Annotated in this window: 17 protein-coding genes; 6 read left to right on the top strand and 11 right to left on the bottom strand. The window is 60.4% G+C overall.

The genetic code is table 11. The features are described from left to right. The first annotated feature begins 109 nt into the window (after positions 1-109). A complete protein-coding gene (locus ACH2ED_RS06680; RefSeq protein ID WP_395089571.1) occupies positions 110-1,750 on the top strand; it encodes a CRTAC1 family protein in 1,641 nt (546 codons plus the stop codon). On the opposite strand, the gene ACH2ED_RS06675 is transcribed toward ACH2ED_RS06680, so the two are convergent. Beyond that, positions 1,723-2,865 (bottom strand): tetratricopeptide repeat protein, encoded by a 1,143-nt coding sequence (locus tag ACH2ED_RS06675; RefSeq protein WP_395089568.1) that lies wholly within the window; start codon positions 2,863-2,865, stop codon positions 1,723-1,725. The two genes, ACH2ED_RS06680 and ACH2ED_RS06675, sit on opposite strands and share 28 nt — an antisense overlap. Before the next feature lie 55 nt (positions 2,866-2,920). Between ACH2ED_RS06675 and ACH2ED_RS06670 the strand changes: the two genes are divergently transcribed. Then, positions 2,921-3,580 carry a hypothetical protein gene (locus ACH2ED_RS06670; protein WP_395089565.1) on the top strand — a complete coding sequence of 220 codons (660 nt, stop codon included), beginning with the start codon at positions 2,921-2,923 and terminating at the stop codon, positions 3,578-3,580. 6 nt (positions 3,581-3,586) lie between these two features. After that, on the top strand, positions 3,587-4,642 hold the full coding sequence (locus tag ACH2ED_RS06665) for a substrate-binding domain-containing protein (RefSeq protein ID WP_395089563.1): 1,056 nt from the start codon (positions 3,587-3,589) through the stop codon (positions 4,640-4,642). 22 nt (positions 4,643-4,664) lie between these two features. On the opposite strand, the gene ACH2ED_RS06660 is transcribed toward ACH2ED_RS06665, so the two are convergent. The 3 genes from ACH2ED_RS06660 to ACH2ED_RS06650 form a co-directional block, all read right to left on the bottom strand. After that, positions 4,665-5,663: an NAD-dependent epimerase/dehydratase family protein gene (locus tag ACH2ED_RS06660; protein WP_395089560.1), complete on the bottom strand. Its 999-nt coding sequence runs from the start codon at positions 5,661-5,663 to the stop codon at positions 4,665-4,667. 67 nt (positions 5,664-5,730) lie between these two features. Next, positions 5,731-7,305, bottom strand: coding sequence for a copper amine oxidase N-terminal domain-containing protein (locus tag ACH2ED_RS06655; RefSeq protein ID WP_395089558.1), 1,575 nt, complete (start codon positions 7,303-7,305; stop codon positions 5,731-5,733). A gap of 113 nt (positions 7,306-7,418) precedes the next feature. Then, complete coding sequence (locus tag ACH2ED_RS06650) at positions 7,419-8,360, bottom strand: UDP-glucuronic acid decarboxylase family protein (protein ID WP_395089556.1); 942 nt, start codon at positions 8,358-8,360, stop codon at positions 7,419-7,421. 76 nt (positions 8,361-8,436) lie between these two features. Between ACH2ED_RS06650 and ACH2ED_RS06645 the strand changes: the two genes are divergently transcribed. Further along, positions 8,437-9,408 (top strand): radical SAM protein, encoded by a 972-nt coding sequence (locus tag ACH2ED_RS06645; RefSeq protein ID WP_395089555.1) that lies wholly within the window; start codon positions 8,437-8,439, stop codon positions 9,406-9,408. Here the strand turns inward: ACH2ED_RS06645 and ACH2ED_RS06640 are convergent. After that, positions 9,405-9,905: a GNAT family N-acetyltransferase gene (locus ACH2ED_RS06640; protein WP_395089552.1), complete on the bottom strand. Its 501-nt coding sequence runs from the start codon at positions 9,903-9,905 to the stop codon at positions 9,405-9,407. The genes ACH2ED_RS06645 and ACH2ED_RS06640 overlap by 4 nt on opposite strands. 71 nt (positions 9,906-9,976) lie before the next feature. Between ACH2ED_RS06640 and ACH2ED_RS06635 the strand changes: the two genes are divergently transcribed. Together ACH2ED_RS06635 and ACH2ED_RS06630 are read left to right on the top strand one after the other, a co-directional pair. After that, positions 9,977-10,894, top strand: a complete 918-nt coding sequence (locus ACH2ED_RS06635) for an ADP-ribosylglycohydrolase family protein (RefSeq protein WP_395089550.1) — start codon at positions 9,977-9,979, stop codon at positions 10,892-10,894. Between the two features lie 147 nt (positions 10,895-11,041). After that, entirely contained in the window at positions 11,042-13,360 is a 2,319-nt protein-coding gene (locus tag ACH2ED_RS06630) for a glycosyl hydrolase (protein WP_395089547.1), read from the top strand. Here ACH2ED_RS06630 and ACH2ED_RS06625 read toward each other — a convergent pair. The 6 genes from ACH2ED_RS06625 to ACH2ED_RS06600 all read right to left on the bottom strand — a co-directional run bounded on the left by ACH2ED_RS06625 (position 13,335) and on the right by ACH2ED_RS06600 (position 20,208). Continuing rightward, on the bottom strand, positions 13,335-15,533 hold the full coding sequence (locus tag ACH2ED_RS06625) for a hypothetical protein (protein WP_395089546.1): 2,199 nt from the start codon (positions 15,531-15,533) through the stop codon (positions 13,335-13,337). The genes ACH2ED_RS06630 and ACH2ED_RS06625 overlap by 26 nt on opposite strands. Before the next feature lie 36 nt (positions 15,534-15,569). After that, on the bottom strand, positions 15,570-16,487 hold the full coding sequence (locus ACH2ED_RS06620; RefSeq protein ID WP_395089543.1) for a sugar kinase: 918 nt from the start codon (positions 16,485-16,487) through the stop codon (positions 15,570-15,572). Beyond that, positions 16,480-17,346 carry an SPFH domain-containing protein gene (locus ACH2ED_RS06615; RefSeq protein ID WP_395089542.1) on the bottom strand — a complete coding sequence of 289 codons (867 nt, stop codon included), beginning with the start codon at positions 17,344-17,346 and terminating at the stop codon, positions 16,480-16,482. The genes ACH2ED_RS06620 and ACH2ED_RS06615 overlap by 8 nt, the downstream gene beginning before the upstream one ends. 88 nt (positions 17,347-17,434) lie before the next feature. Beyond that, positions 17,435-17,980 (bottom strand): hypothetical protein, encoded by a 546-nt coding sequence (locus ACH2ED_RS06610; RefSeq protein WP_395089540.1) that lies wholly within the window; start codon positions 17,978-17,980, stop codon positions 17,435-17,437. Between the two features lie 3 nt (positions 17,981-17,983). Then, entirely contained in the window at positions 17,984-18,712 is a 729-nt protein-coding gene (locus ACH2ED_RS06605; protein ID WP_395089538.1) for a phytanoyl-CoA dioxygenase family protein, read from the bottom strand. Positions 18,713-18,717: 5 nt separating this feature from the next. Then, a complete protein-coding gene (locus ACH2ED_RS06600; RefSeq protein ID WP_395089536.1) occupies positions 18,718-20,208 on the bottom strand; it encodes a hypothetical protein in 1,491 nt (496 codons plus the stop codon). Between the last annotated feature and the right edge of the window lie 86 nt (positions 20,209-20,294).

Raw genomic sequence — 20,294 nt, 5'->3', positions numbered from 1 at the left:
CGATATTTTCCATACCGCTATTTTAGGACGGCTAGCTTCTTTCTCGCGCGGGACATTCCTCCTGGTTTCAAACCTTCCCAGTCCCACATTTCCTAGGTAAAATGCACGCATGAAACCAGGACTTCCCGGCGCGGCGCTTCTTTTGGTTCTAGCTGGCTGCACCAAACAAGCGGCTTCCCCGGCACAGGCACCCTATTTCCGGGATATCACCGAGGCGGCAGGGCTGCACTACCACTGGACACTACCTCTGAAAACCCCGCTGAACCTTAAGGAGACCATTGGCAATGGCTGTGCCTTTTTAGACTTCAACCACGATGGCAACCTGGACATTCTGCTGGTCGGGAGCCCTTGTGCCCTCTTCTGGGGCGATGGCAAGGGCAAGTTCACACCAGCCGAGTTTCCCAAGCTCACCGGGGCGTTCTTGGGGTGCGCCGTGGGCGACTTTGACCACGACGGCTATCCCGATATCTACTTAACTGCCTTCGCGGGCGGGGCGTTGCTGCATAACGAGCGGGGCCGTTTCCGGGAGATCAGTGCCGCAGCCGGTATCAAGCCGCAGCCGTGGGGGACGGCGGCGACCTGGGTGGAGACCGCTCCTGGCTCAGGAAAGCTCGATCTCTTTGTCGCCAACTACGTGGACTTCTCGCCGGAGCGTGGGGCGCGCCTTCTCTGCGACACCCGCGATGCCCACGGCGCGAGTGTGCTAGCGGCCTGTGGGCCACGTGAGTACGAGCCCCTGCCCGCCGCGTTTTTTCAGAATCTAGGTACGGGCCGTTTTACCGATGCCTCCGTGAGCAGCGGAGTCAAGGCCCAGACCCGGGGCCGAGGGCTGGGAGTGGCGGCCTGTGATTTCAGTGGCTCGGGACGGCTGGGGATCGCCTTCGCCAACGACGAAGCACCGGGCGATCTGCTGATTCCCACAGCAAACGGAAACGGCTTCACCAATCAGGCCGATGCCCTCGGAGTTGCCTACGATAGCGACACTAAGCTCCACGCGGGCATGGGCCTTGACTGGGGCGACTACGACAACGACGGCTGGCCGGATCTGGTCGTGACCACGTTTCGCCACGAGCCTAACTCTCTCTACCATAGCGAGGGCGGAAAAAATTTCAAAGATGTCGGCTTCGCGGCAGGGATCGGGGCGGCGACAGAGCCCTATGTCGCTTTTGGTTGCCGCTTCCTGGACTTTGACAACGACGGCTGGCTGGATCTTGCTTTCACCAATGGCCATGTCCAAGACAATGTCCAGAAACTCGATGCCAGCACCACCTACAGGCAGCCCAGCCAGCTCTTTCGGAACCAGAACGGACGTTTTGCCGACGTCAGCCGCGCGGGCGGCCCGGCGTTCGCAAAGCCTATTCTCGGGCGGGGACTGGCGACGGGAGATTTTGATAACGACGGGGCGGTGGATCTGTTGCTCATAGACTCCAGCGGGGCACCACTGCTGCTGCATAATGAGACCACACAGGCAAGGCGCGGGCACTGGCTGGGGCTGGTGTTGGAAGGAACTAAGAGCAATCGTGACGGCTACGTCGCTACCGTGACCGTCACCCTTCCGGGCGGCAAGACCCTCGTGCGGCACTGCCACGCCGATGGCTCGTATCTCTCCAGCTCCGATCCGCGCGTGCATATCGGTCTGGGAGCGGCAACAAGTGTGGAGAAAGTGGTGATTCGCTGGCCGTCAGGGACAGTCCAGACCCTCGCTGCCCCCGGACTGAACCGCTACTTGCCGGTTCGCGAGGGAGCCTGACGCGCCAGCTCGGCCTGTTCCAGGCGGGCACGGGCGGCCTCCCCATGGGCGAGGCACCAGCGGATAAGTTCCTGACGCCGTGCGCTACTCTGGGGCTGCATCGCCACACGGCTCACCAGGCGATCCCGTGTCTCCCGGCGCTCCTGGGCGCGGCGGTGCTCCTGGATCAGCTTCAGACCCCGCTCGCGCTGCCCGCGCCGCACGAGTACCTGCCCGAGCTGAATCTTAAGCCCCTCCAGCTCGGGGGCACGGGCAAGCGCTTCCTCAAGTGCGATCTGTGCGCCTGCATCGTCGCCACGGGCGGCTTTTAAGTTTCCCAGGCCATAGAGCGCGGCGGGGTAGCCAGGGGCCACTTTGAGGCACAGCGTGAGCCACTTCTCCATCTCGGCGTACCGCTCCTCGGGCTTTCCGCCGCCCCGCCGGGCTTCCTCCCAGGCGATCTCCACCCGCTGGAGCAGCCCTGGAGGCGCATCCGGGGCAAAGCGATCCGCCTCGCTCAGCACCTTCTTGGCTTCGTCGTAGCGCTGCTGCTTGATGAGATTGCTCGCGAGTTCTCCCAGCACGCCAGGGTTCTGTGGATCGAGAGCCACGGCCTCGCGCCGCTCGGCCTCACCCTCTGGCAGGTGAAGCTCACGCTCTAAAAAACGTGCCAGTGCCAGGTGAACCGATACCACATCCGGTGCCAGCTCCCGCGCGGCGCGCAGGTGCTCCCCGGCGGGCTTCGAGTAGCCCAGCTCCTGCTCCAACTGGCCCAGATGCAGTAGCGCCGCCGCCGACTTCGGGGCAAGCGCGACCGCCTGTCGTACCAAGGGGAGCGCCCGGTCCGGTGCGCCTTGCTGAAGATAAAAACCCCCTAGAAAATCACTGAGATCCGACGAGCGAGCCGCCGCTGGCTCCAGTGCCAACGCTAAACTCAAGGCTTTCGCACTCTGCCCCGCCTCCTGTGCCGCCTGAAGTGCCTGCACGGTTGCACTCGCCTCGACCGGCATATCGCCCGTGGGCAGAAGCTCCGCACTCACCCGACGAGGCACCGACGGCGACGGCGTCGCCGAGGGGCTTGGAGACACCGAACAGCCCGCCAGTGCTAGTAGCAAAACTCCTACAAAACGGTTCATCGTGTGCGCATCCTACAATCTCTCGCGGCTATCCGTCAAGCGGTACAATACAACCATGGCCTACAGCGACTTTACCCTCCCCGATGCCCTGCGCTCGTTTGGCCTCACACGCCAGGATCAAGCTGGGCTTTTTGCCGCCGCCGCCCCCGTGTCGCCCTCTAGCATTCTTACAGCGCACCTGGAAGAGTCGGCGGAGTATGCCCTGCGCCTGAACACTGAGAAAGCACGCTCGGAGCTACTCATCATGCCGATTCTGATGGAAGCGCGGCGGCAGGCACACTACCAGATCAGCGTGTTCTCGGGAGCCAGTTTTATCGTTGATGCCGCCCAGCGCCTCGCCGGGTTCTGTGACTATCTGGTCTCCGCCTCGCCTGAGTCGCTCTATTTAGAAGCGCCCGTACTCGCTGTTGTGGAAGCCAAGAACGAAGCCATTGTTAGCGGCTACGGCCAGTGCATCGCCGAGATGGTCGCAGCCAAGATTTTCAACGAACGTGCAGGAACACCGCGCACTGTAATCTACGGAGCCGTCACTACGGGCGATGCCTGGAGCTTTCTACAGCTCTCCGGGCAGAGTGTCGTCATGGAAGACGGCTACTACTACTTAGATCGTATTGAAAACATCTTGGGGATTCTCTTATTTATGGTTCGTCCCAATGCCTTGCTCGAAAATCCAGAGGGACCTTCGGCAGGAACTATAACGAAACATCACGAATAAGCTGCTATGAACAGAAGAACACTACTCTCTTTTGTGCCGCTGGCGGCACTGGCGCTGATGACGGGCTGTAAGCCTGAAGAAGCCAAGACGACGGACACGGCAGGCGGTGGGACGAAGAAGATCAAGGTGGTCTTTATTCCTAAGAACGTCGGCAATCCGTACTTTGACGCGATTGACAAGGGCATGAAGGCTGTCTGTGAGGCCGAGGGCGCGGAGTACAAGATGACCGGCCCGGCGCAAGCGGAGGCGACCAACCAGATTCAGTACATCAAGGATGAAGTGCAGGCGGGGGCGAATGTGATCTGTCTGGCGGCAAACTCCGTGGATGCGCTGAACAATACGCTCGATGAGATTCGAGCCAAGGGTGTCAAAGTGGTTACCGTGGACGCCGACATCACGGGCAACGAGAGTCACCGTGATATCGGGGTCTTTGCGACCGACTTTTCCAAGTTCGGCGGGGCTATTTTAGAGCAGCTTGGCAAGGGGATCAACTACACCGGCGAGGTCGCGATCCTCTCGGCCACCAGCGACTCACCCAACCAGAAGCTCTGGGTGGAGCAGATGAACGCGGCGTGGAAAGACCCGAAGTACGCCAAGATGCCACTGGTCGCGACGGTCTTTGGCGACGATAAGCCCGAGAAGAGCGCCACCGAGATGGAGGGCCTGCTCACCAAGTTCCCGAACCTCAAGGGCGTGATCGCGCCGACCACGGTGGGTGTCTCGGCGGCGGCGAAGGTCGCGCAGCAGCGTGGTGTCTATCCGGGCGGGGCCAATGCCAAGAACGGAGGCGCGCGGGTCTTTGGGCTCGGTCTCCCTAAACAGATGCGAAGCTTTATCGAGGGAGGCGTCACGCCCGAGATCATGCTCTGGAGCCCCGTGGACATGGGAACGGTCACGGCGTATGTCTGCCTCGCTCTGGCAAAAGGCGAGCTGAAAGCGGAGAAGGGTCAGAAAGTCAAAGTGGGCGCAATGGGCGAGCGGGCGGTCGAGGACTTGAACAAGATCACCGTCGGCCCTCCCACGATTTTCACCAAAGACAACGTCGCACAGTTCGACTTTTAACCCCCCGCTCCAACCGGCGGTGCTATCCCTCGGCGCGACTTTTCCATGCGGCTAGCACGGCGGCCTCTTTTTCGGGCGTGAGGGTGTTCTTCCAGGCGTTCTCCTGCGGGCGCTGCGCATCCCAGACCAGCGTGTCGCGGACAGTTTCAAGCACGGTTCGGTAGGTCAGTCCCGCGAGGTTGGCGCGCTGAGTCCGGGTCGCGCCGTCGGCGCGGCCTAGAAGCCCTGGGATCCACAGCGGAAGCTCCAGCCAGGGCTTGACTTCCTGCGCCTGAAGAAAGGCTTCCTCGGCGTAGGTAATGGTAGGCTGTGTGCCGCTCGCCAGCACACAGGTCGCTAGGAGCTGTCCCAAGCCCATCGGAGGACCATCCGCGTTGTAGATTCCCGTGCGCCCCGCTTCCAACAGACGCAGTGTCCACTCGGCCAGATCGCGCGCGTCGATCCACTGAATCGGCAGCTCCGGGCTACCCGGAGCGAGAATCTCTCCTCCTTGCGCCACACGGTGCGGCCAGTAAGTAAAGCGATCCGACGGGTCATACGGGCCAACAATCAGGCCGGGGCGGATAATCAGCGCACGCTCCGGGAAAGCCGCTTGCGCCGCTTGCTCACAAAGCACTTTAAGGGGGCCGTAGGTTTCGCCCGTAAGCTCTTCCGTCCTGGGGTCATCCAGTGTTCCTAATAGCGACTCCTCGTCAGGAGACGACTCCGGCCAGTTTGCATAGACAGACACTGTGGAGATAAAGCAGTAGCACTTCGCTTTCCCTGTGAGCGCTTGTGCACTCTTATGCACAATGCGGGGGAAATAGCCACAAGTATCAACAACGGCATCGAAACGCAGCCCCTCAAGCTGTGCGAGATCGTCGTCCTTAGTGCGATCCCCCAGAAGCTCAGTCACGCCGGGAAAGAGCCCTGGGTTGGTTTTCCCTCGGTGAAAGATTGTCACCGTATGGCCAGACGCCAACGCAGCCTCTACCAGATGCCGCCCCAGAAAGAGCGTCCCCCCCAGGATCAGTAATTTCATGACAAAGCCCTTACAAAAAACAAAACCCCGGCGCAACGAGACGAAGCGCCGGGGTAGGAGAGAGAGTTTACTTTTTACTGGTGATGGTCAGCTTGCCGGTAGTGGGATCGAAGTCCACGTCTACGTCGAGTGCCTTGCCCACAAAGCTCAGCGGCACAATGGTACGTCCCCGGTCAATGAACGAGGTGCGCTCCATGCTGACACTCTGGCCGTTCACGGTGGCGCTCGGGGAGCCCACCTTGATGATCACCTCGCGGTCGGCGTTCAGAGCGCGCACGGTCTTGGCATCGGAGGCCCACATGACCTGTCCACCGGTATGCTCGAAAATCTGGCGGAACGGAGCGAGTGGGATACCTGCCTCAACACGGGGCTCCACATCGAAGTTGATTGCACTGCCATCGAAGGCCACCATCAGCTTCTTACTAAAGTCATTGGTCATTGCACTGGAGAGAATCGGTTTGATGCCCTGTGCCGTGCGCGGTGTGGGCTTCACGCTACGGCGTGGCACCATCAGATCGGCGCTTCGCACGGCCTGGGCGGTAGCGAAACCCGCAGCGCGCGTAGCGGCTCCCGGCGCAGAAGGCATGGGCCGCCCCACGGAGATCCCCGTTGCCACTGGCATCGGAGCGTGCAGCCCCTTGGCGAGAGGCTGAGCAGTTCGAGTCTCGATTGCAGCAAGGGTCTTCGTCGCCACAGCAGTAGATGGTACACTCGTCCGAGCCACACGGGGCTCCACGGAGCGGGCTCCACTGATACCGGGCAGCATGAGCTGGATCGGCTTCACACCAGATGCGGCACGTACACTCGCCGCCAAGGCACCCGGCACGGCAGAGAGCTGGGGTTGCGAGGGCTCGCCGGACTTGTTGCTTAGGTCCTTGATATCCGTCGCACGCTCAGTATTACCCCCCGGATTGTCTACGAACACTTCCTTGCGTGTGGTGGTAGCGGCGTTCGAGGACTCCAGGTAGCCAGTGGCTTCAATAATATGCTTGCCATTGCTAACCGTGGTGGTGTCGAAGAGGAAGGAGTAAGGCGGGTAGTTCTTGAGCACCTTGAACTGCTTGTCTACGTAGAACGAGACATAGGGGTTCTGGTTGTTGGGCGCTTTAACATCCATCTTTATTTCAACAGTGCCCATCAAACGGCTAGAGGGCAGTGCGCGGAAGGTCATCTGCGGGGCACCGGCAGCGCTCACACTAGCGGGAGTCGCATTCTCACCACCCAGGGTACTGTTCTTGCTCTGCGCCACGACCTGAAGGTCAGTGGTGGAGATCGCACCACTCTTGTTGATTACCTTTACCTGGAAGGTATGGGGGCCTTCGGCAAGGGTTGAGCCATCTACCTCAAAAGTAAGCACATTGCCCAGACTCGGGACATCCAGGTTGCGGCCCGCCCACTGCACACCATCCACATGGAGCTCCACCCGAGTGATCGGGGAAGCGGAGAGACTCTTGAAGGAAAAGTCCAGCTTGAAGGAGCCTGCCCCGATGATCTCACCCTTGAGAGGAGTCAGAACACGCAGATCTGCTGCGGAGCCACGGGTCACGGAAGATTGTGCGAGAGCGCCGCTCTGCATAACCATCAAAAGCGAAAGAGCTGTGGGAACGCCGAGCGCTGCCACACCGAGCCGTCGGATTGCCATAGGTTTGTCCTCGTATCTTGTCCCTATATTCTGAGAGACAGAAAAACTGTTCGCAGGATAACACAAGCGCTATCCCACTGTCAAGGGGAATCGGGGAATCTTCTGCGTAAACTCTACACCTTGCCCTTGAAATACTCAATGGTGGCTCGTAGACCGTCCTCCAGGCTGACTTTAGGCTCCCAGCCGAGAATCTCTCGGGCCTTGGTGCTGTCTGGGCGGCGCTGCTTAGGATCATCGGCGGTCTTGAGGGCCTCGTAGACGATCTCACTGTCGGACTCCGTGAGGCGCTTGATCTCCTGGGCGAACTCCAGCATCGTGCGCTCCGTGGGGTTACCCAGATTGATGGGGCCCGAAATTTCTGAGGGAGTCTGCGAGAGCCTGTAGATACCGTCCACGAGGTCGGCGACGTAGCAGAAGCTGCGGGTCTGGGTGCCGGTGCCATAGACCGTGATATTATCGCCGCGCAGAGCTTGCCCGATAAAGTTAGGGACGACCCGGCCATCGTCTAGGCGCATACGGGGGCCGTAGGTATTAAAAATACGGAAAATCTTGGTATCCACGCCCTTAAAGCGCCGGTAGGCCATGATCAACGCCTCTGAGAAGCGCTTGGACTCATCGTAGACACTCCGGATACCGATGGGATTCACGTTACCCCAGTACTCCTCAGGCTGGGGATGTACCAGCGGATCGCCGTAGACCTCACTGGTCGAGGCCATGAGAAAAACCGCCCTCTTTGCCAGGGCGAGCTTGAGCGACTGGTGTGTTCCCTCACTATTAACCATCATGATCTCGATGGCCTTGGTGGTAAAGTCCACGGGCGAGGCGGGCGAGGCCATGTGAAAAACAAAGTCCACCGCGCCCTCAATTTCATAGGGCTGACAGACATCTTGTTCCATAAAAGTGAACTTTGGGTTGTCCGTCAAGTGGGCGAGATTGTCCGGCGAGCCGGTAATAAAGTTATCGAGCGCAACGACCTCGTGGCCTGCGGCCAGCAAGCGATCACACAGGTGCGAGGGCAGAAAACCTGCACCTCCAGTAACAACAGAACGGGGCATGAAGTGTCCTTTCGGATAAAAACTGTCCCATTCTACCGCGATAAACTGTCCCATTCTACCGCGATAAAATGATGCCGTGACACCGCTAACTCTCTATCCCAAGAAATCCACCGAGCGCACCCGCTGGATTCTGAAGCACCGTGGCCCAAAAACGCCCCACGCTCCCACGCTCCCCTACGGCAACTTTCTCGAAGCGGAGCCCGGCCCCGATGGCACACCCTGGCTCTGCCACACGCTGCTGCTCACCAACCGCGAGTGCGCCTTTCGCTGCCTGATGTGCGACCTCTGGCAAGACACACTGGACACACCAACACAGCCTGGCGCAATTGCAGCGCAAGTGGCCGCGAGCCTGTCCCCTAGCCCCTGTGGAACGGGGGAATCTAAGCGGCGTGCCCTCAAGCTTTACAATGCGGGGAGCTTCTTCGATCCCGGTCAGGTGCCGCGCGACGATTACTCCGAAATTGCCGCGCACATCCGAAACTCTGAGTTTGATCGCGTGATTGTCGAGAGCCACACGGCGTTTCTGGGTGGAAAGCACGCCGAGCATGTTCTCGCCTTTCGGGATGCCATCGCGCCCGCAACCCTAGAAGTGGCGATAGGGCTGGAGACCGTGCACGAACAAGCGCTGGAGAAGCTCAATAAGCACATGAGTGTAGAGGATTTTCGCCGGGCGGCGGGGTTTCTGGCGGAGAATAAAATCGCACTCCGGGTGTTTCTTCTGGTGCGCCCACCGTTTTTGAGCGAAGACGAAGGGGTGGAGTGGGGCTGTCGCTCACTGGACACGGCATCTGCGTGCGGTGCGACCTTTGCAGCGCTCTTGCCCACCCGTGCGGGCAACGGGGCGCTGGAAGCCCTTGCCGCGCAAGGGCATTACGTACCACCGACCCTCCAGAGCCTGGAGGCGTGCCTGCACTACGGGCTGGGTTTAGGCAAGGAAATGCGTGTCACGGCAGATCTTTGGGATATCGAACCCTTTATCCACAACAACGACGACCGAGCTTGCGTGGCGCGCATTGCCACGATGAACACGAGTCAACGGGAAAACTAAAAGGCGAGGCGCATAGTGATTTCGTGCGGAGTGGCGTGCACTACCTCAAAGCCAAGACGCTCATAAAGGCGCTGGGAAGGGTTGCCCGGAGTGACACTCAGGCTCACGGCGGGGAACTGCCGCTGGGCCTGTTCCAAAGCCGCGACAAGGAGCCGGGTACCAATCCCGCAGCCGCGCCACTCCGGCAGAACAGAGACGCAGAGCTCGGGCGTGAGATCATCCACATAGCCATAGCCCGGTGTTTCATGAGAAAAAAGGCGCAGCCAAGCTGCCCCCAGAAAGTAGCCCTGGTCTTTAAGAGCGAGCATCCCCTGGTCACCAAAGCGCTGCCCCCAGCCATCAATGTAGCGGGCAAGCTCCGGCAGCAGGAGAACATCGCGTGAGAGGGGTGCCTCTTTTGCAGTGGTATAGAGAGCCCGGTACAGAGCTTCCGGCAAGAACGATGCATCAGAGGGGGTGAGTGGACGAACAAGCAGACCTGAGAGCGGCGAAATCATTATAGGATTCTTCCTAGAGCAAGCCCCGTGCCAAAGCGTAACCGAAGCCCCGTATTTTTCGTTGGTGTTGTATGGATAAAAACAACTTCCTGGGCTGTCTTCTCGGCATGGCAGTGGGCGATGCCATCGGACTCCCCTCCGAGGGGCTGCGTCCTGAGCGTCGCCAACGGCTCTTTGGCGAGCTCACCAACCACCGACTTTTCTTTGGACATGGCTTTGTCAGCGATGACACGGCGCACGCGATCATGACGGCCCAAGCCCTCGTTGCCTCTGGCGGCGACCCGACACAGTTTGGGAGAGAGCTAGCTGGTCGGCTCAAGTGCTGGTTTCTGAGTCTGCCACCAGGAATAGGCAAGGCCACCGCGCAAGCCTCCCTCAGGCTTCTTGTTGGCATTCCCCCTGAGCACTCCGGGGTCTTCTCCGCAGGCAACGGTCCGGCGATGCGCTCCCCGATTATCGGGCTGTTCTGCGCCGCCGACACCGATGACACCCGGCTCCGTACGCTTGTCCGCGCCTCCACTCGCCTCACGCACACGGACCCGAAAGCAGAAGACGGGGCGCTGGCTATTGCCAAAGCTGCCATCACACTTCCAGCAGCGACAGAACTCCCTCAGGGACCCGTCTCAGGCTACATCGTTCACACTGTCGCCGCCGCGCTCGCACTCACTGCTCGTCACCCCGATAACCTCCGCGCCGCCGTGATTGAGAGCGTCGCGCTGGGCGGAGACACCGACACAGTGGCAGCGATTGTGGGCGGACTGATCGGGGCACGGGTAGGGCATGAGGGCATCCCCACCGACTGGCTTGCTGGGCTGATCGAGCCTTGGTGGAGCGAGAAGCGCCTTGCAAAACTCGCCACGCAGCTCGCCCAAGTCGCCCATTCAGGAACCCCCCAGCGCCCCGACGCCAGCTTCTGGCTGCTTACACACGCCCTACTCCTGCCCATTGTCCTCGCTCATGGCTTCCGTCGGCTCTTTCCGCCGTACTAAATTTAGGTACTATCAAGCCATGTTGCCCAAGCCCTCCGCGATCCTACTGATTAATGGACTTCTCCTCAGTGCTTGCCTGCTCCTCAGTGCTTGCCTGCTCCTCAGTGCAGCCGGAGTTCTTTTGTCTTGCAGGGAAATGCATACTGCATGATGCAAATGCGATTCCAGCCCCAAGTGGTAAACTTCTGTATGGTTTTTCTCTTTGCCACGCTGAGTGTGCTAATGCTGACTTCCCCGATTGCTTGTGCACAGAATGAATCGCCCGACATCGTCTCTGTCGGGGCGGGAAGCTACACGACAAAGCTTCCTACGGGGGCGAAGGAGCCAGGGACACTGCCGTTTGTGACGGAGGCAGTGAAGAAGCCCATTCCCACCAATGACTGGTGGAGCTCGCTGGTCTTCTCGAAGTTCTCGAATCAGATGTTCCCGCACCCACTGGGCGTTCAGGCGCACGAGAAAGGCTTGCGGATTTATTACCCTGGTGTCGGCTACACCGCCAACCCCGAGGGAATCTTCACGGCGGTGATGCAGGCCCCCGATGACCTGGTGATTGGGCACTCCGCGCAGCTTACTTTCCCCGATGCGCGTGCCGAGAGCTGGAGCGACTGGTTCGTCACGGCTGCCTTTGGCAATAAGCTCTTCCTGACGTTTGGGCACGGCTCACCGTTTGTCTACGGCACCATTACAGACGGTGACCCGACATTCACATTCGCCAGCGCACCAACGGTGTTCTCCGGCGATGCGAAGAGCCCCGTGCTTGGGGTGACACTTGGGGGGCGTAGCTACGGACTCTTCGGCGCGGCGGGCTGCACGTGGGAAGGTACCGGCACGAGTAAGCTTACTTGCAAAGGCAAGTCATATTTTTCCGTGGCGCTACTGCCTGATAATAAACAAGAGACACTGGCGTTCTTTGCTAAGTACGCGTATAACCACGTGACGGACTCAAAAGTTGTCTGGAGCTACGACGAGAAGACGAGTAGAGTAACGACGAAGTATGCCTTCACGGTAAAAGCTTATGAGGGCGCGACGCTGGGGACGCTCTTTGGGCTCTATCCGCACCAGTACCAGCGGAGCGCCACAAAGCTCACGGACTACACCTACCAGTGCACTCGTGGAACCTTAAAAGTTGCCGCCGGGGAGGGGTTCACCACGGTCACCCCGTTCCAGGGTGTCCTGCCGCTCCTGCCCGACTTTGGTGGCTATGAGAAAGCGACCCTCAAGAAGTTCATAGACACCGATGCCGCCACCTACAAGCCAGAGCTGGCCGATACGTACTGGACGGGAAAGGCGCTGGGTAAGCTGGCGACCCTCGCCGCGCTCGCGGAGGCGACGGGCAACACTGCCGCCAACACGGCGCTTCGGGCGCGACTGCAGGCGCTTCTCGAAGACTACTTCACGGCAAAAGACGCTAAGACAAAGGGGCTGTTCTACTACAACAAGCCGTGGGGGACACTGATCGGCTACCCGGCCTCCTACGGTAGCGACGAAGCCCTCAACGACCATCACTTTCACTACGGCTACTTCATCCGCGCCGCCGCCGAGCTGGCGCGCCAGGAGCCAGAGTGGGCAAGCCAAGCGCAGTGGGGCGCCATGGTGAACTTACTGATCCGCGACTGTGCCAACCCGGAGCGCAGCGACCCGCTGTTCCCGTTTCTGCGTAACTTCGATATCTACGAGGGCCACACCTGGGCCGACGGAAAGGGCGACTTCGCCGATGGCAATAACAATGAGTCGTCGTCGGAGGCGATGAACGCATGGACGGGGATGATCCTCTGGGGAGAGCTCACGGGCGATAAAAAGCTCCGCGACACGGGCATCTATCTCTACGTGACCGAAAAAGACGCAATTGACAACTACTGGTTTGATGTGAACAAGCTCTACCCGAAGGCGTTTACGCGCTCGCTGGCCTCGATGGTCTGGGGCGCAAAGGCCGTCTTTGCCACCTGGTTCTCCGGCGACCCGATCCACATGCACGGCATCAATCTGCTGCCCCTCCAGAGCGGTTCGCTGTACTTAGGGACGCACCCGGCCTATATCTCCGAGAACCTCGCCAGCCTCGCTACCGAGCGCATTGCTCACGACAAAAAAGATGCCAAGCGCGACCAGAGCCTGCCACCGCGCACGGGCAAGAACTGGGGCGGCTGGGGTGACGTGATCCTGATGTACCAGGCCCTCGCTGATGCCCCCGGGGCGCTGGCAAACTGCAACTTCGAGACCCAGGAGATCGAGTCCGGAAACTCCCGGGCGAATTTCTATTATTGGATGCACTTTCTGAGTAAAGCCGGGCAAGTAGACACCAGCATCTCCGCCGACACCCCACTCTACGGCGTGTTTAAGAAAGGCAACCAGCGAACCTACTTTGTCTACAGCGCCACCGCCCAACCACGCAGGGTGACGTTCTCCGATGGCAAAGTGATTGTCACTCGCAAAGTGGGTATCGTCACCGAGAGCCGTCCGCTAAAGTAGAGGAAATCTGAGGCTGCCACATGCGCTCGATACGAATTTCCGTCGCGCCCTCGTGGAGTGTGAGGGGGGCATCCGTTTGGAGCTGATAGCGCTGTCCCTCGCGGGTGATTCGCGCCCGCCCCCCGAGCACTGGCAACGTTCCGGTCACACGCCGTAGCCCGCCGGTCTGGACGGCCCACTCGAAGTGATTCTTTCCTAGATCGAAGCGTGGTTTGAGCCCCAGAAGTGCCTGGCTGAGCTGCCAGGTAGGGCAGCCCGCCCACTGATGACAGTGACTCCAGCGCGGATCAAACACCTCTAGCCACGTGCCGTCCTCAATAGTTAAAGCCCAGCCCCAGCAAGTTTTATATTGCTCCAGCACGAAGGCCAGCTCGCCACGCTCGATGAGGGCCGGAAACGCGAAGTGAGCAAAATACGGTGTGATCAGGCGCGAGTTGGCCGCCGACGGATCCGAGAGGCGTGGGGCGCTCGGGTCGTTGGGAAAACAGCGTCTGATGTGAGACTTTAGCGCTGCGATGGCTGTTTTTTCGTCGCCACCCGTAAAGAAGCCACTCCGAAGTGCCAGCGCGATGCGGTGAAAGCCGCGCTTCTCCCACGACGGCTCCCGCTCGAAGTAGCGCTGGATCGTCGCCCAAACAGCGCGGGCAAGAGCTTGGTAGTGCATTGCCCGGTCTGGTTTACCCAGCAAGCCGCACCAGCGCTGCATGTCTTCCAGCGCCGCCAGATAGTGCAAGTTCAGGCCCATGTCCGACGGCCCGGGGTTTGCCACGTAGCCCCAGTCCACAAACGCCCACGCCAGCCCGCTACTCACACCCTCCGGGCCGCGCTGGGCTTCAAATGCGGCGATATTGCGCTCCGCCGCCATAAAAAGCTGCTCCAGAAGCGCCTTGTCGCCGGTGCGCTCGACATAACGCACGCAGGCCGAGACCCACTGCGCAGCGTAGGTGGAGAGGTAGATATCTTTGCCCGGCGCCATCCCCGAGACCAGCCCATCGGCGCGGGCACTCTGGGCACACTGGACCAAGCCACGGGCGAAAACACGTAGATCGTCGAAGGCCACACCCGCAATGTCCAATCCTACCGAGACCACGTCGCCTGCCCACTGCCCGCGCTCGCGAGTCGGGTTGTCTAAGATCGCATCCTCGGAGCAGGCCCGCAGTGTCTCGACGCCCACTTTCCAGATTTTATCCAGCAGCGTATCGCCCGTTGCCAGTGCACCAATCTGCTCACCAAAGTACGTCCGCTCAAGGGCTTCCTCTTTGACAAAGCGCACTTTCTCCGGTGGCGCGAGAACATGCACCTCCAGATAACGCCCGCCCTTGGGGTTCAGCGGCGCAAACTCCTGAGGGCCGCCACGGGCCACAAAATGGTCTAAGTTGCACGAGTCGCTGGCCGAGAGCGTGATCCACGGCGCGACCCGGTTGTGCGTGAGTGCCTCGGACTGGGCAAACTCGACGATGGATCCAGCAGGCAGATCCAGCACAAAACGAGGACGAGCCAGCCGAACGCGCCCCAGATCGTAGCGCCGCCAAACCCCTTGAGGTGGCAGGCTCGGCTTGAGTTCACGTAGGAAAAATCGGGCTTGCGGGTTGTCGTTTTCGTAGCCAAACGTCTCGGTGAGCGTCCCCTGCGCGATGGCCTTCACCGGCAGGGCATTGGCGCGGGCGGGAGCGGTGGAGAGGGGCAGAATCGTGCCGAGGGGAATACTTGCCTCGACAGGAGCAACCCAGACGGGCTCTGCACGCGTGTCGCACCACTCGCTCCAGCCAAGCTGGTTGTTGATCCGCCGCCCCGTGCGACTGTAGCCCGTGAGCCGGGCGCACTTCCAGCTCAGCGCCAGCTCGCGCTCCCCAGTCACCACAACCGCTGCCCAGAGAAACGGCGGTGGGTTCTCTAAGAGGCGCGTGCCCACCCCGAAGTGGTGGACCTGGGCGGTCAGCGTGTGTGTCCCCGGTTTGAGCCGAGCACGGTGCGGCTGGTACTGCGGGAAGGGAAGCGTAAAGCGTGCTGGCCCCTCGGCAAGAAAAACATCGTCCAGTTTTGCGACAAACCACGAGGCACCGAGAAGGCGCACCTCGATCTCGGCGTCTTGCGTTAGCTCAAAGGTCGCACGAAAGGCAACATGGCTGTCGGGCTTGCGGGTCTCGGGATCGGGGTGCCAGAGCGGGGTCATGCTGGCTGTATTGCCTTTAGTTGTACGAAAATCCTCTTACCCCGCCAAAAGCTGAACTTTCTGATCGGCTACCGTGATGCGGGCGACGGCACCACTCTCGAAGGGCAAAAAATCGCTCTCGACCCCATCCGAGAAGATCACGCCACCGGTGGGCATCTGGGAGACCAGCTCCAGCACCTGGCCCGATACTAGCTCGCCATAGACGAGGCTGGCTCCGGTTGTCTTGCTGGGCCACGGCTCGCGGACGGCATAGACAAGCTTTTCCGACTCCGCGAGGAACTGACAGGCGTGGGGCTCGCCGGAGATTCCTGCTGCGCCTGCACAGAGCGCACGGAGCCAGCCGGTGGAGCCCGCTCCCGTGGAGACCAGCACGCCCGACGACGACTGAAACTCCGCTCGCTCGTCCACCCGGAGCTGGTAGCGTGCCGAGACGTGGGTGCGTGCCCCGATAAAAAGCTCGTTTACCGCGTGGAGCTGGCGACCATCTGCGAGAGTGGCACGAGCCATGGTGATAGAGCGCGACACAAGACCGCCTGCCATCACCCGTGCGAGGAGAGCCGCCGCCTGCCTGACGGGATGGGGCGCGAGCTGCGACTCTGAGGCGACCCCTTCAGGCAGGAAGGCAAGAATCGGTAGGCCGCTTGCGTACTTGGCGACATTCACTACCAGGCCATCGGCCCCGAGCGTCACGATCAGATCCTGCGGCCCAAAGGTGAAGGTCGGCAAAAAATCGCGCTCGATCCAGTGTGTTCGCACTTTGCCCGGAAGTGCCCGGCGGAGCAGCTCGCGGGAGCGGGCATAGGCCGCGTCCTCACGCTCGTAGCGTGCAAAGCCGCTGCCACCCCGCGCCGCTTCTTGCTCCAGGTAGAACTTCGCCTGCGAGCGGGTGCCGAGCCGCTGGATTAGCTCCTCCAGCGGCGTCTTGCGCGTGACAATCACCAGCTTGTCAGGCATTTTTGGCCTCCATCAGCGATGCGAACAGCTCGCTGGTGATCGTGAGGTTTCCAATGTTGCCCGCGTTCTGGGCCAGCTCGCGCATGGAGAGAGCCAGTAGCAAGCGGGGATCGAGGCTCTGGTAGCTTCCTAGCTCCAACTGAAGTGCATGGGCCTTTGAAAGGGCCTCTTTTTCAAGATTCTCTCCCTGGAGCGCAATGTACTGCTGGCGCTGGCGCTCCAGCAAGATGTCTGTCGCCAGTTCGTTTTCCTTGATCTTGCGCTCCTCCTCGACGGCGGCAGCGCGGCGGGCATAGATCGCCTCATCGGCGGCGCGGAGCAGGCTCTCCCGGTAGCTTGCCTCCAGCGCACGGGCCACCTCGGGCGTGGGGCGGATCGCCAAGAGCGAGAGCGTGAGCAGCTCCACTCCCAGTGGCTCCAGAAGTGCACTCTCTTGAAGTCGGCTCTGCACCTCGCAGGCAATCGCCTCACTCTCCTGAAGCGCCGCTTCCAGAGAGCGCCGCAGGATCGCCCGCCGCGCCTCGGTCTGCAAGAGATTGGTGATCCGCTGCGCCAGCCGCTGGGGATCGTCGCTGCGAAACTCCCGGCGCAGGGGATGAATCGAGAAGTCCAGAAGTGCGGCGGTCTTGCGTGGAGCCGTGATGCGGTAGGTGTACTGTCCTTGCACCGTCACGTCCTGGAAGCTACCGGTCTGCTCATTGAAAACAAAAGGCACGTCGCAGCTCCCTGTTGGCACCGTCACAATGGTCGTTGTCGCTGCCAGATACCAGAACGTCAGCCCCTGCCCCTCGTCGGCGAGATGCCCGCCTGAGTAGCGCAGCACATAGTCGTTGGGTTGCCCCTTGAAAAATCCAAGCATGATCCGAACCTCCGTATATGTTTTTACAACACTTACTAGACGCAAGCGCCAACCACTTGGTTGCGGGGGGATTGAATTTATTTTGGCGTTAGTCTACACGGGCAAATTTTTGTAGCCAAGGTCTTTGATTATTTGGTGAGTGTTGAGCGGACAGTGATCTGATGAACTCTATGGCTTCTGGCGAAGCGATGCGATGCCAAATTTTTACGTACTCCCTAAATTCGCAGGTGTAGTCGCGACGTTTGACCATGGAGAGGAAGACTTGATCAAGACGCTCTTTTTGTTCGACGGACAAGAGTGCGTGTTTAAGCCCACGAGCCAGATGAGTACGAATGTAGCCAGAATACGAGCCGATGTAGCGAAGCTCAATGTAGCGCACCGCAAGCTCAATGCAGGCAGGGTCTTTTGCGCGCACGCCTTCGGCAATTTTGTAGAGTGTCGCACGGTACTGTAGCCAGTTCTTGCGATCTGGAAGCCAACACGGCGCACCGGGTTCTGTGGCTTCCGGCGCTGCAATGTCAAACAAGCCACCAAGAGCGCGATGGGTTGCGATTAGCTCGGCCTTGCTCCACCCCGTGGGAACTCCGTGATAGGTTTCCAGTGACACGCGGAATCGTCCGCCGTACGTGATCATTTTTTACAAGCTCCTACCCTCACGGGCGATGGGCAGTAAGTTGGGTACGGGCTCGCCGGTGCGTAAGCTGACCAGCCCGGCTTTGGCAAGCTGGACAATATAGGCCTTGCGGCAGCCCTGGGAGACATTGACACCGCTCTTGTGCATGGTGAGCGACCAGAATACCACAATCGAGCCCGCGGGCACCGGCACGGGAATGCCCTGGTCAGGGTCGTCGAGGCTATGGCACGCGAGTCCAATCGGTGTAGCCAGATGCTCCACCAGACCGTTTTTGTGTGAGCCGGGCCGCACCCAGACACAGCCGTTGTTCACTGTGGCCTCATTCAGCGCGATCCAGAGGGTGAGATACGGCGAGGGGCTCACCGGCGTGTAGCCGTCGTCCTGGTGCCACGGGAACTGCTGTGCGCCCTCGGGCATCTTGAAGACCGCCTGGTTCCAGTAGAGATCCACGTCGGGGCCAAGCAGCGCGACTCCCAGCGCAGCGATTTCCGGGCGGCGGCAGAAGGCGAGTAGCTCCGGGTCGTGCTCGGCGAGATACGCCGTGAACGTGATCTCGTTGGCACGCGAGATTCCCTCCGTGCCGCCTTTTTGGGCCAGTGTCTCCTCATGCCGCTTCTGAAATGTCTCGATCCGCGCCGTGACGTGCTCCAACACGCCGGGCGTGAAGACACGTTCGAGAACTACAAAACCGTCGTTGTTTAGTGTCTGTCGCTGCGTCTCTGTCAGGTTCATAAGCGCTATGGTATCGTAAAAATCTCCGCCTCGACTCGGTAGATTCGGGCATCGTGGAGAACGGCCTGCTCCGTGATATGTAGCCCTGGAGGAAGCACACCTTGCTTTAGCCCGGCGAGAATCGGGCCGTAGCGAGCATCTTTCTTGTCGCCCTCTGAGGGGCGGACCACGACATAGACGGGCGCTATTTGCTGGAGAAAATCCGTGTCCACTGGTTCGTTGTAAGGGTAGGCGGAAAAAGAGAACACGTGGGGCCGTCCCAGGAAAAAGGGAATGTCCATTGCATCATCGCCCAGAATGCGATCCGCGTTGGCTGTGTTCTTCGCCAGCCAAGCGAGGCGGGGGGAACGCACGATGGCTGGTGCCTCAAGCGGCGTGCTGAGAATCTTGACCTCCCTGCCTAGAGCCAGCAGAAGCCCCAGTGCCAGCACCGTTCGGACGGCCCGAGGGTTTCCAGCTAGGTTACCCAGGAGCAGGAGGAGAGGCACGCCTGCCGGGAGCAGTAGCCGGGAGTCTAGCGGATCGAAGTGAACCCGCGTGCGTTGGAGGATCAGCCCACTTGTGTAGATCAGCGCCCAGAGTATCAGGAGTACATCAGGCCGATGGGGGACGTTTCGCAGGCGCAGCGAGTGCCGCTTCCATAGGAACACGATTCCGAGAAAGACAAGGCTCACGAGGCCCTGGGCCACTTGTTGACGCTCCGCCAGGAAGAAGTTGCCGAGCAGCGCCTGGATGGCGTCCGTGATGTTTTGTTGCCAGCCCTGGTCGGAGGGGAGAGGTCGGGGAATCAGCTCCCCCGTGAGAGCTAAGTTACGGATGAGGATTGGCGCGACGGGCAACGCTGCCCCGAGTCCATAGGCGACTGCCCCCGAGAGAGCCCGTCCTTGACCCCGCCAGAGGATCCAGAGCAGCCCGAGGGGAATCCACCCCACGAGGGCGTAGCGGGTTGCAAAGGCGAGACCCGCCAGCAGGCCCGCCGCCGCCAACACCGGCGCACGAAGGTGTTTTCCTGGGGCGGTCACGAGCACAATACTTCCCAGGAGCACTGCCAGTGCCAGTGCCTCCGTGAGAGCGGTACGCCCCGCCTGTGCCAAGGGCGCATAGACCAGCAAGGCGGCGAGAACAAGCTGTGCACCACCATCTCCGTAGAAGCGGCGCGCGAGTAGCGTGCCCAGCCCGAGTGTGAGCAGATAGCCTAGTGCGGAGAGAAGTAGCGCCGCATCTTGGAAAGAGGCTCCTAGTGCATGAAGCACCGCGACCAGCAGAGGAAAAAGAGGCGCTTGAGCCACAAAAGGTACAGGGCCAGTGCTGGGAAGCGTCGCGAGTCGTGGCTGAAATACTCCCACTGTGGTCTGCACTAGGCCATCGCCCTGCGTCACGTGCCACGCGACATCCACGTAGTTCATAGCATCGTAGGGAAATTGCCGGGTGTGCGTCAGGGAGTTAACAACAAAGAGTAGCAGTAAAAGAGGTAGTAAGAATCTGGTAAGTCGCATAGTAACTTTGTCTGGTTGGCAACTTTTATGCCTAAACCCCTAAAATCCCGAAGTGAGCCAGCCCAGCGCGTCGCTCTGGCCTCTGA

The sequence above is a fragment of the Armatimonas sp. genome, from assembly GCF_043757465.1.
Classification (GTDB): domain Bacteria; phylum Armatimonadota; class Armatimonadia; order Armatimonadales; family Armatimonadaceae; genus Armatimonas.
Note: the sequence above shows the minus strand (reverse complement) of the source record. Positions and strands in the feature narration are given on the sequence as shown.

Bases quoted from the DNA above. Each gene is read 5' to 3' on its own strand.
- ACH2ED_RS06630 (WP_395089547.1), top strand. From the start codon at position 11,042: ATGATGCAAATGCGATTCCAGCCCCAAGTGGTAAACTTCTGTATGGTT.
- ACH2ED_RS06650 (WP_395089556.1), bottom strand. From the start codon at position 8,360: ATGCCCCGTTCTGTTGTTACTGGAGGTGCAGGTTTTCTGCCCTCGCAC.
- ACH2ED_RS06675 (WP_395089568.1), bottom strand. From the start codon at position 2,865: ATGAACCGTTTTGTAGGAGTTTTGCTACTAGCACTGGCGGGCTGTTCG.
- ACH2ED_RS06635 (WP_395089550.1), top strand. From the start codon at position 9,977: ATGGATAAAAACAACTTCCTGGGCTGTCTTCTCGGCATGGCAGTGGGC.
- ACH2ED_RS06615 (WP_395089542.1), bottom strand. From the start codon at position 17,346: ATGCTTGGATTTTTCAAGGGGCAACCCAACGACTATGTGCTGCGCTAC.
- ACH2ED_RS06660 (WP_395089560.1), bottom strand. From the start codon at position 5,663: ATGAAATTACTGATCCTGGGGGGGACGCTCTTTCTGGGGCGGCATCTG.
- ACH2ED_RS06600 (WP_395089536.1), bottom strand. From the start codon at position 20,208: ATGCGACTTACCAGATTCTTACTACCTCTTTTACTGCTACTCTTTGTT.
- ACH2ED_RS06665 (WP_395089563.1), top strand. From the start codon at position 3,587: ATGAACAGAAGAACACTACTCTCTTTTGTGCCGCTGGCGGCACTGGCG.
- ACH2ED_RS06620 (WP_395089543.1), bottom strand. From the start codon at position 16,487: ATGCCTGACAAGCTGGTGATTGTCACGCGCAAGACGCCGCTGGAGGAG.
- ACH2ED_RS06625 (WP_395089546.1), bottom strand. From the start codon at position 15,533: ATGACCCCGCTCTGGCACCCCGATCCCGAGACCCGCAAGCCCGACAGC.
- ACH2ED_RS06605 (WP_395089538.1), bottom strand. From the start codon at position 18,712: ATGAACCTGACAGAGACGCAGCGACAGACACTAAACAACGACGGTTTT.
- ACH2ED_RS06670 (WP_395089565.1), top strand. From the start codon at position 2,921: ATGGCCTACAGCGACTTTACCCTCCCCGATGCCCTGCGCTCGTTTGGC.
- ACH2ED_RS06680 (WP_395089571.1), top strand. From the start codon at position 110: ATGAAACCAGGACTTCCCGGCGCGGCGCTTCTTTTGGTTCTAGCTGGC.
- ACH2ED_RS06655 (WP_395089558.1), bottom strand. From the start codon at position 7,305: ATGGCAATCCGACGGCTCGGTGTGGCAGCGCTCGGCGTTCCCACAGCT.
- ACH2ED_RS06610 (WP_395089540.1), bottom strand. From the start codon at position 17,980: ATGATCACGTACGGCGGACGATTCCGCGTGTCACTGGAAACCTATCAC.
- ACH2ED_RS06640 (WP_395089552.1), bottom strand. From the start codon at position 9,905: ATGATTTCGCCGCTCTCAGGTCTGCTTGTTCGTCCACTCACCCCCTCT.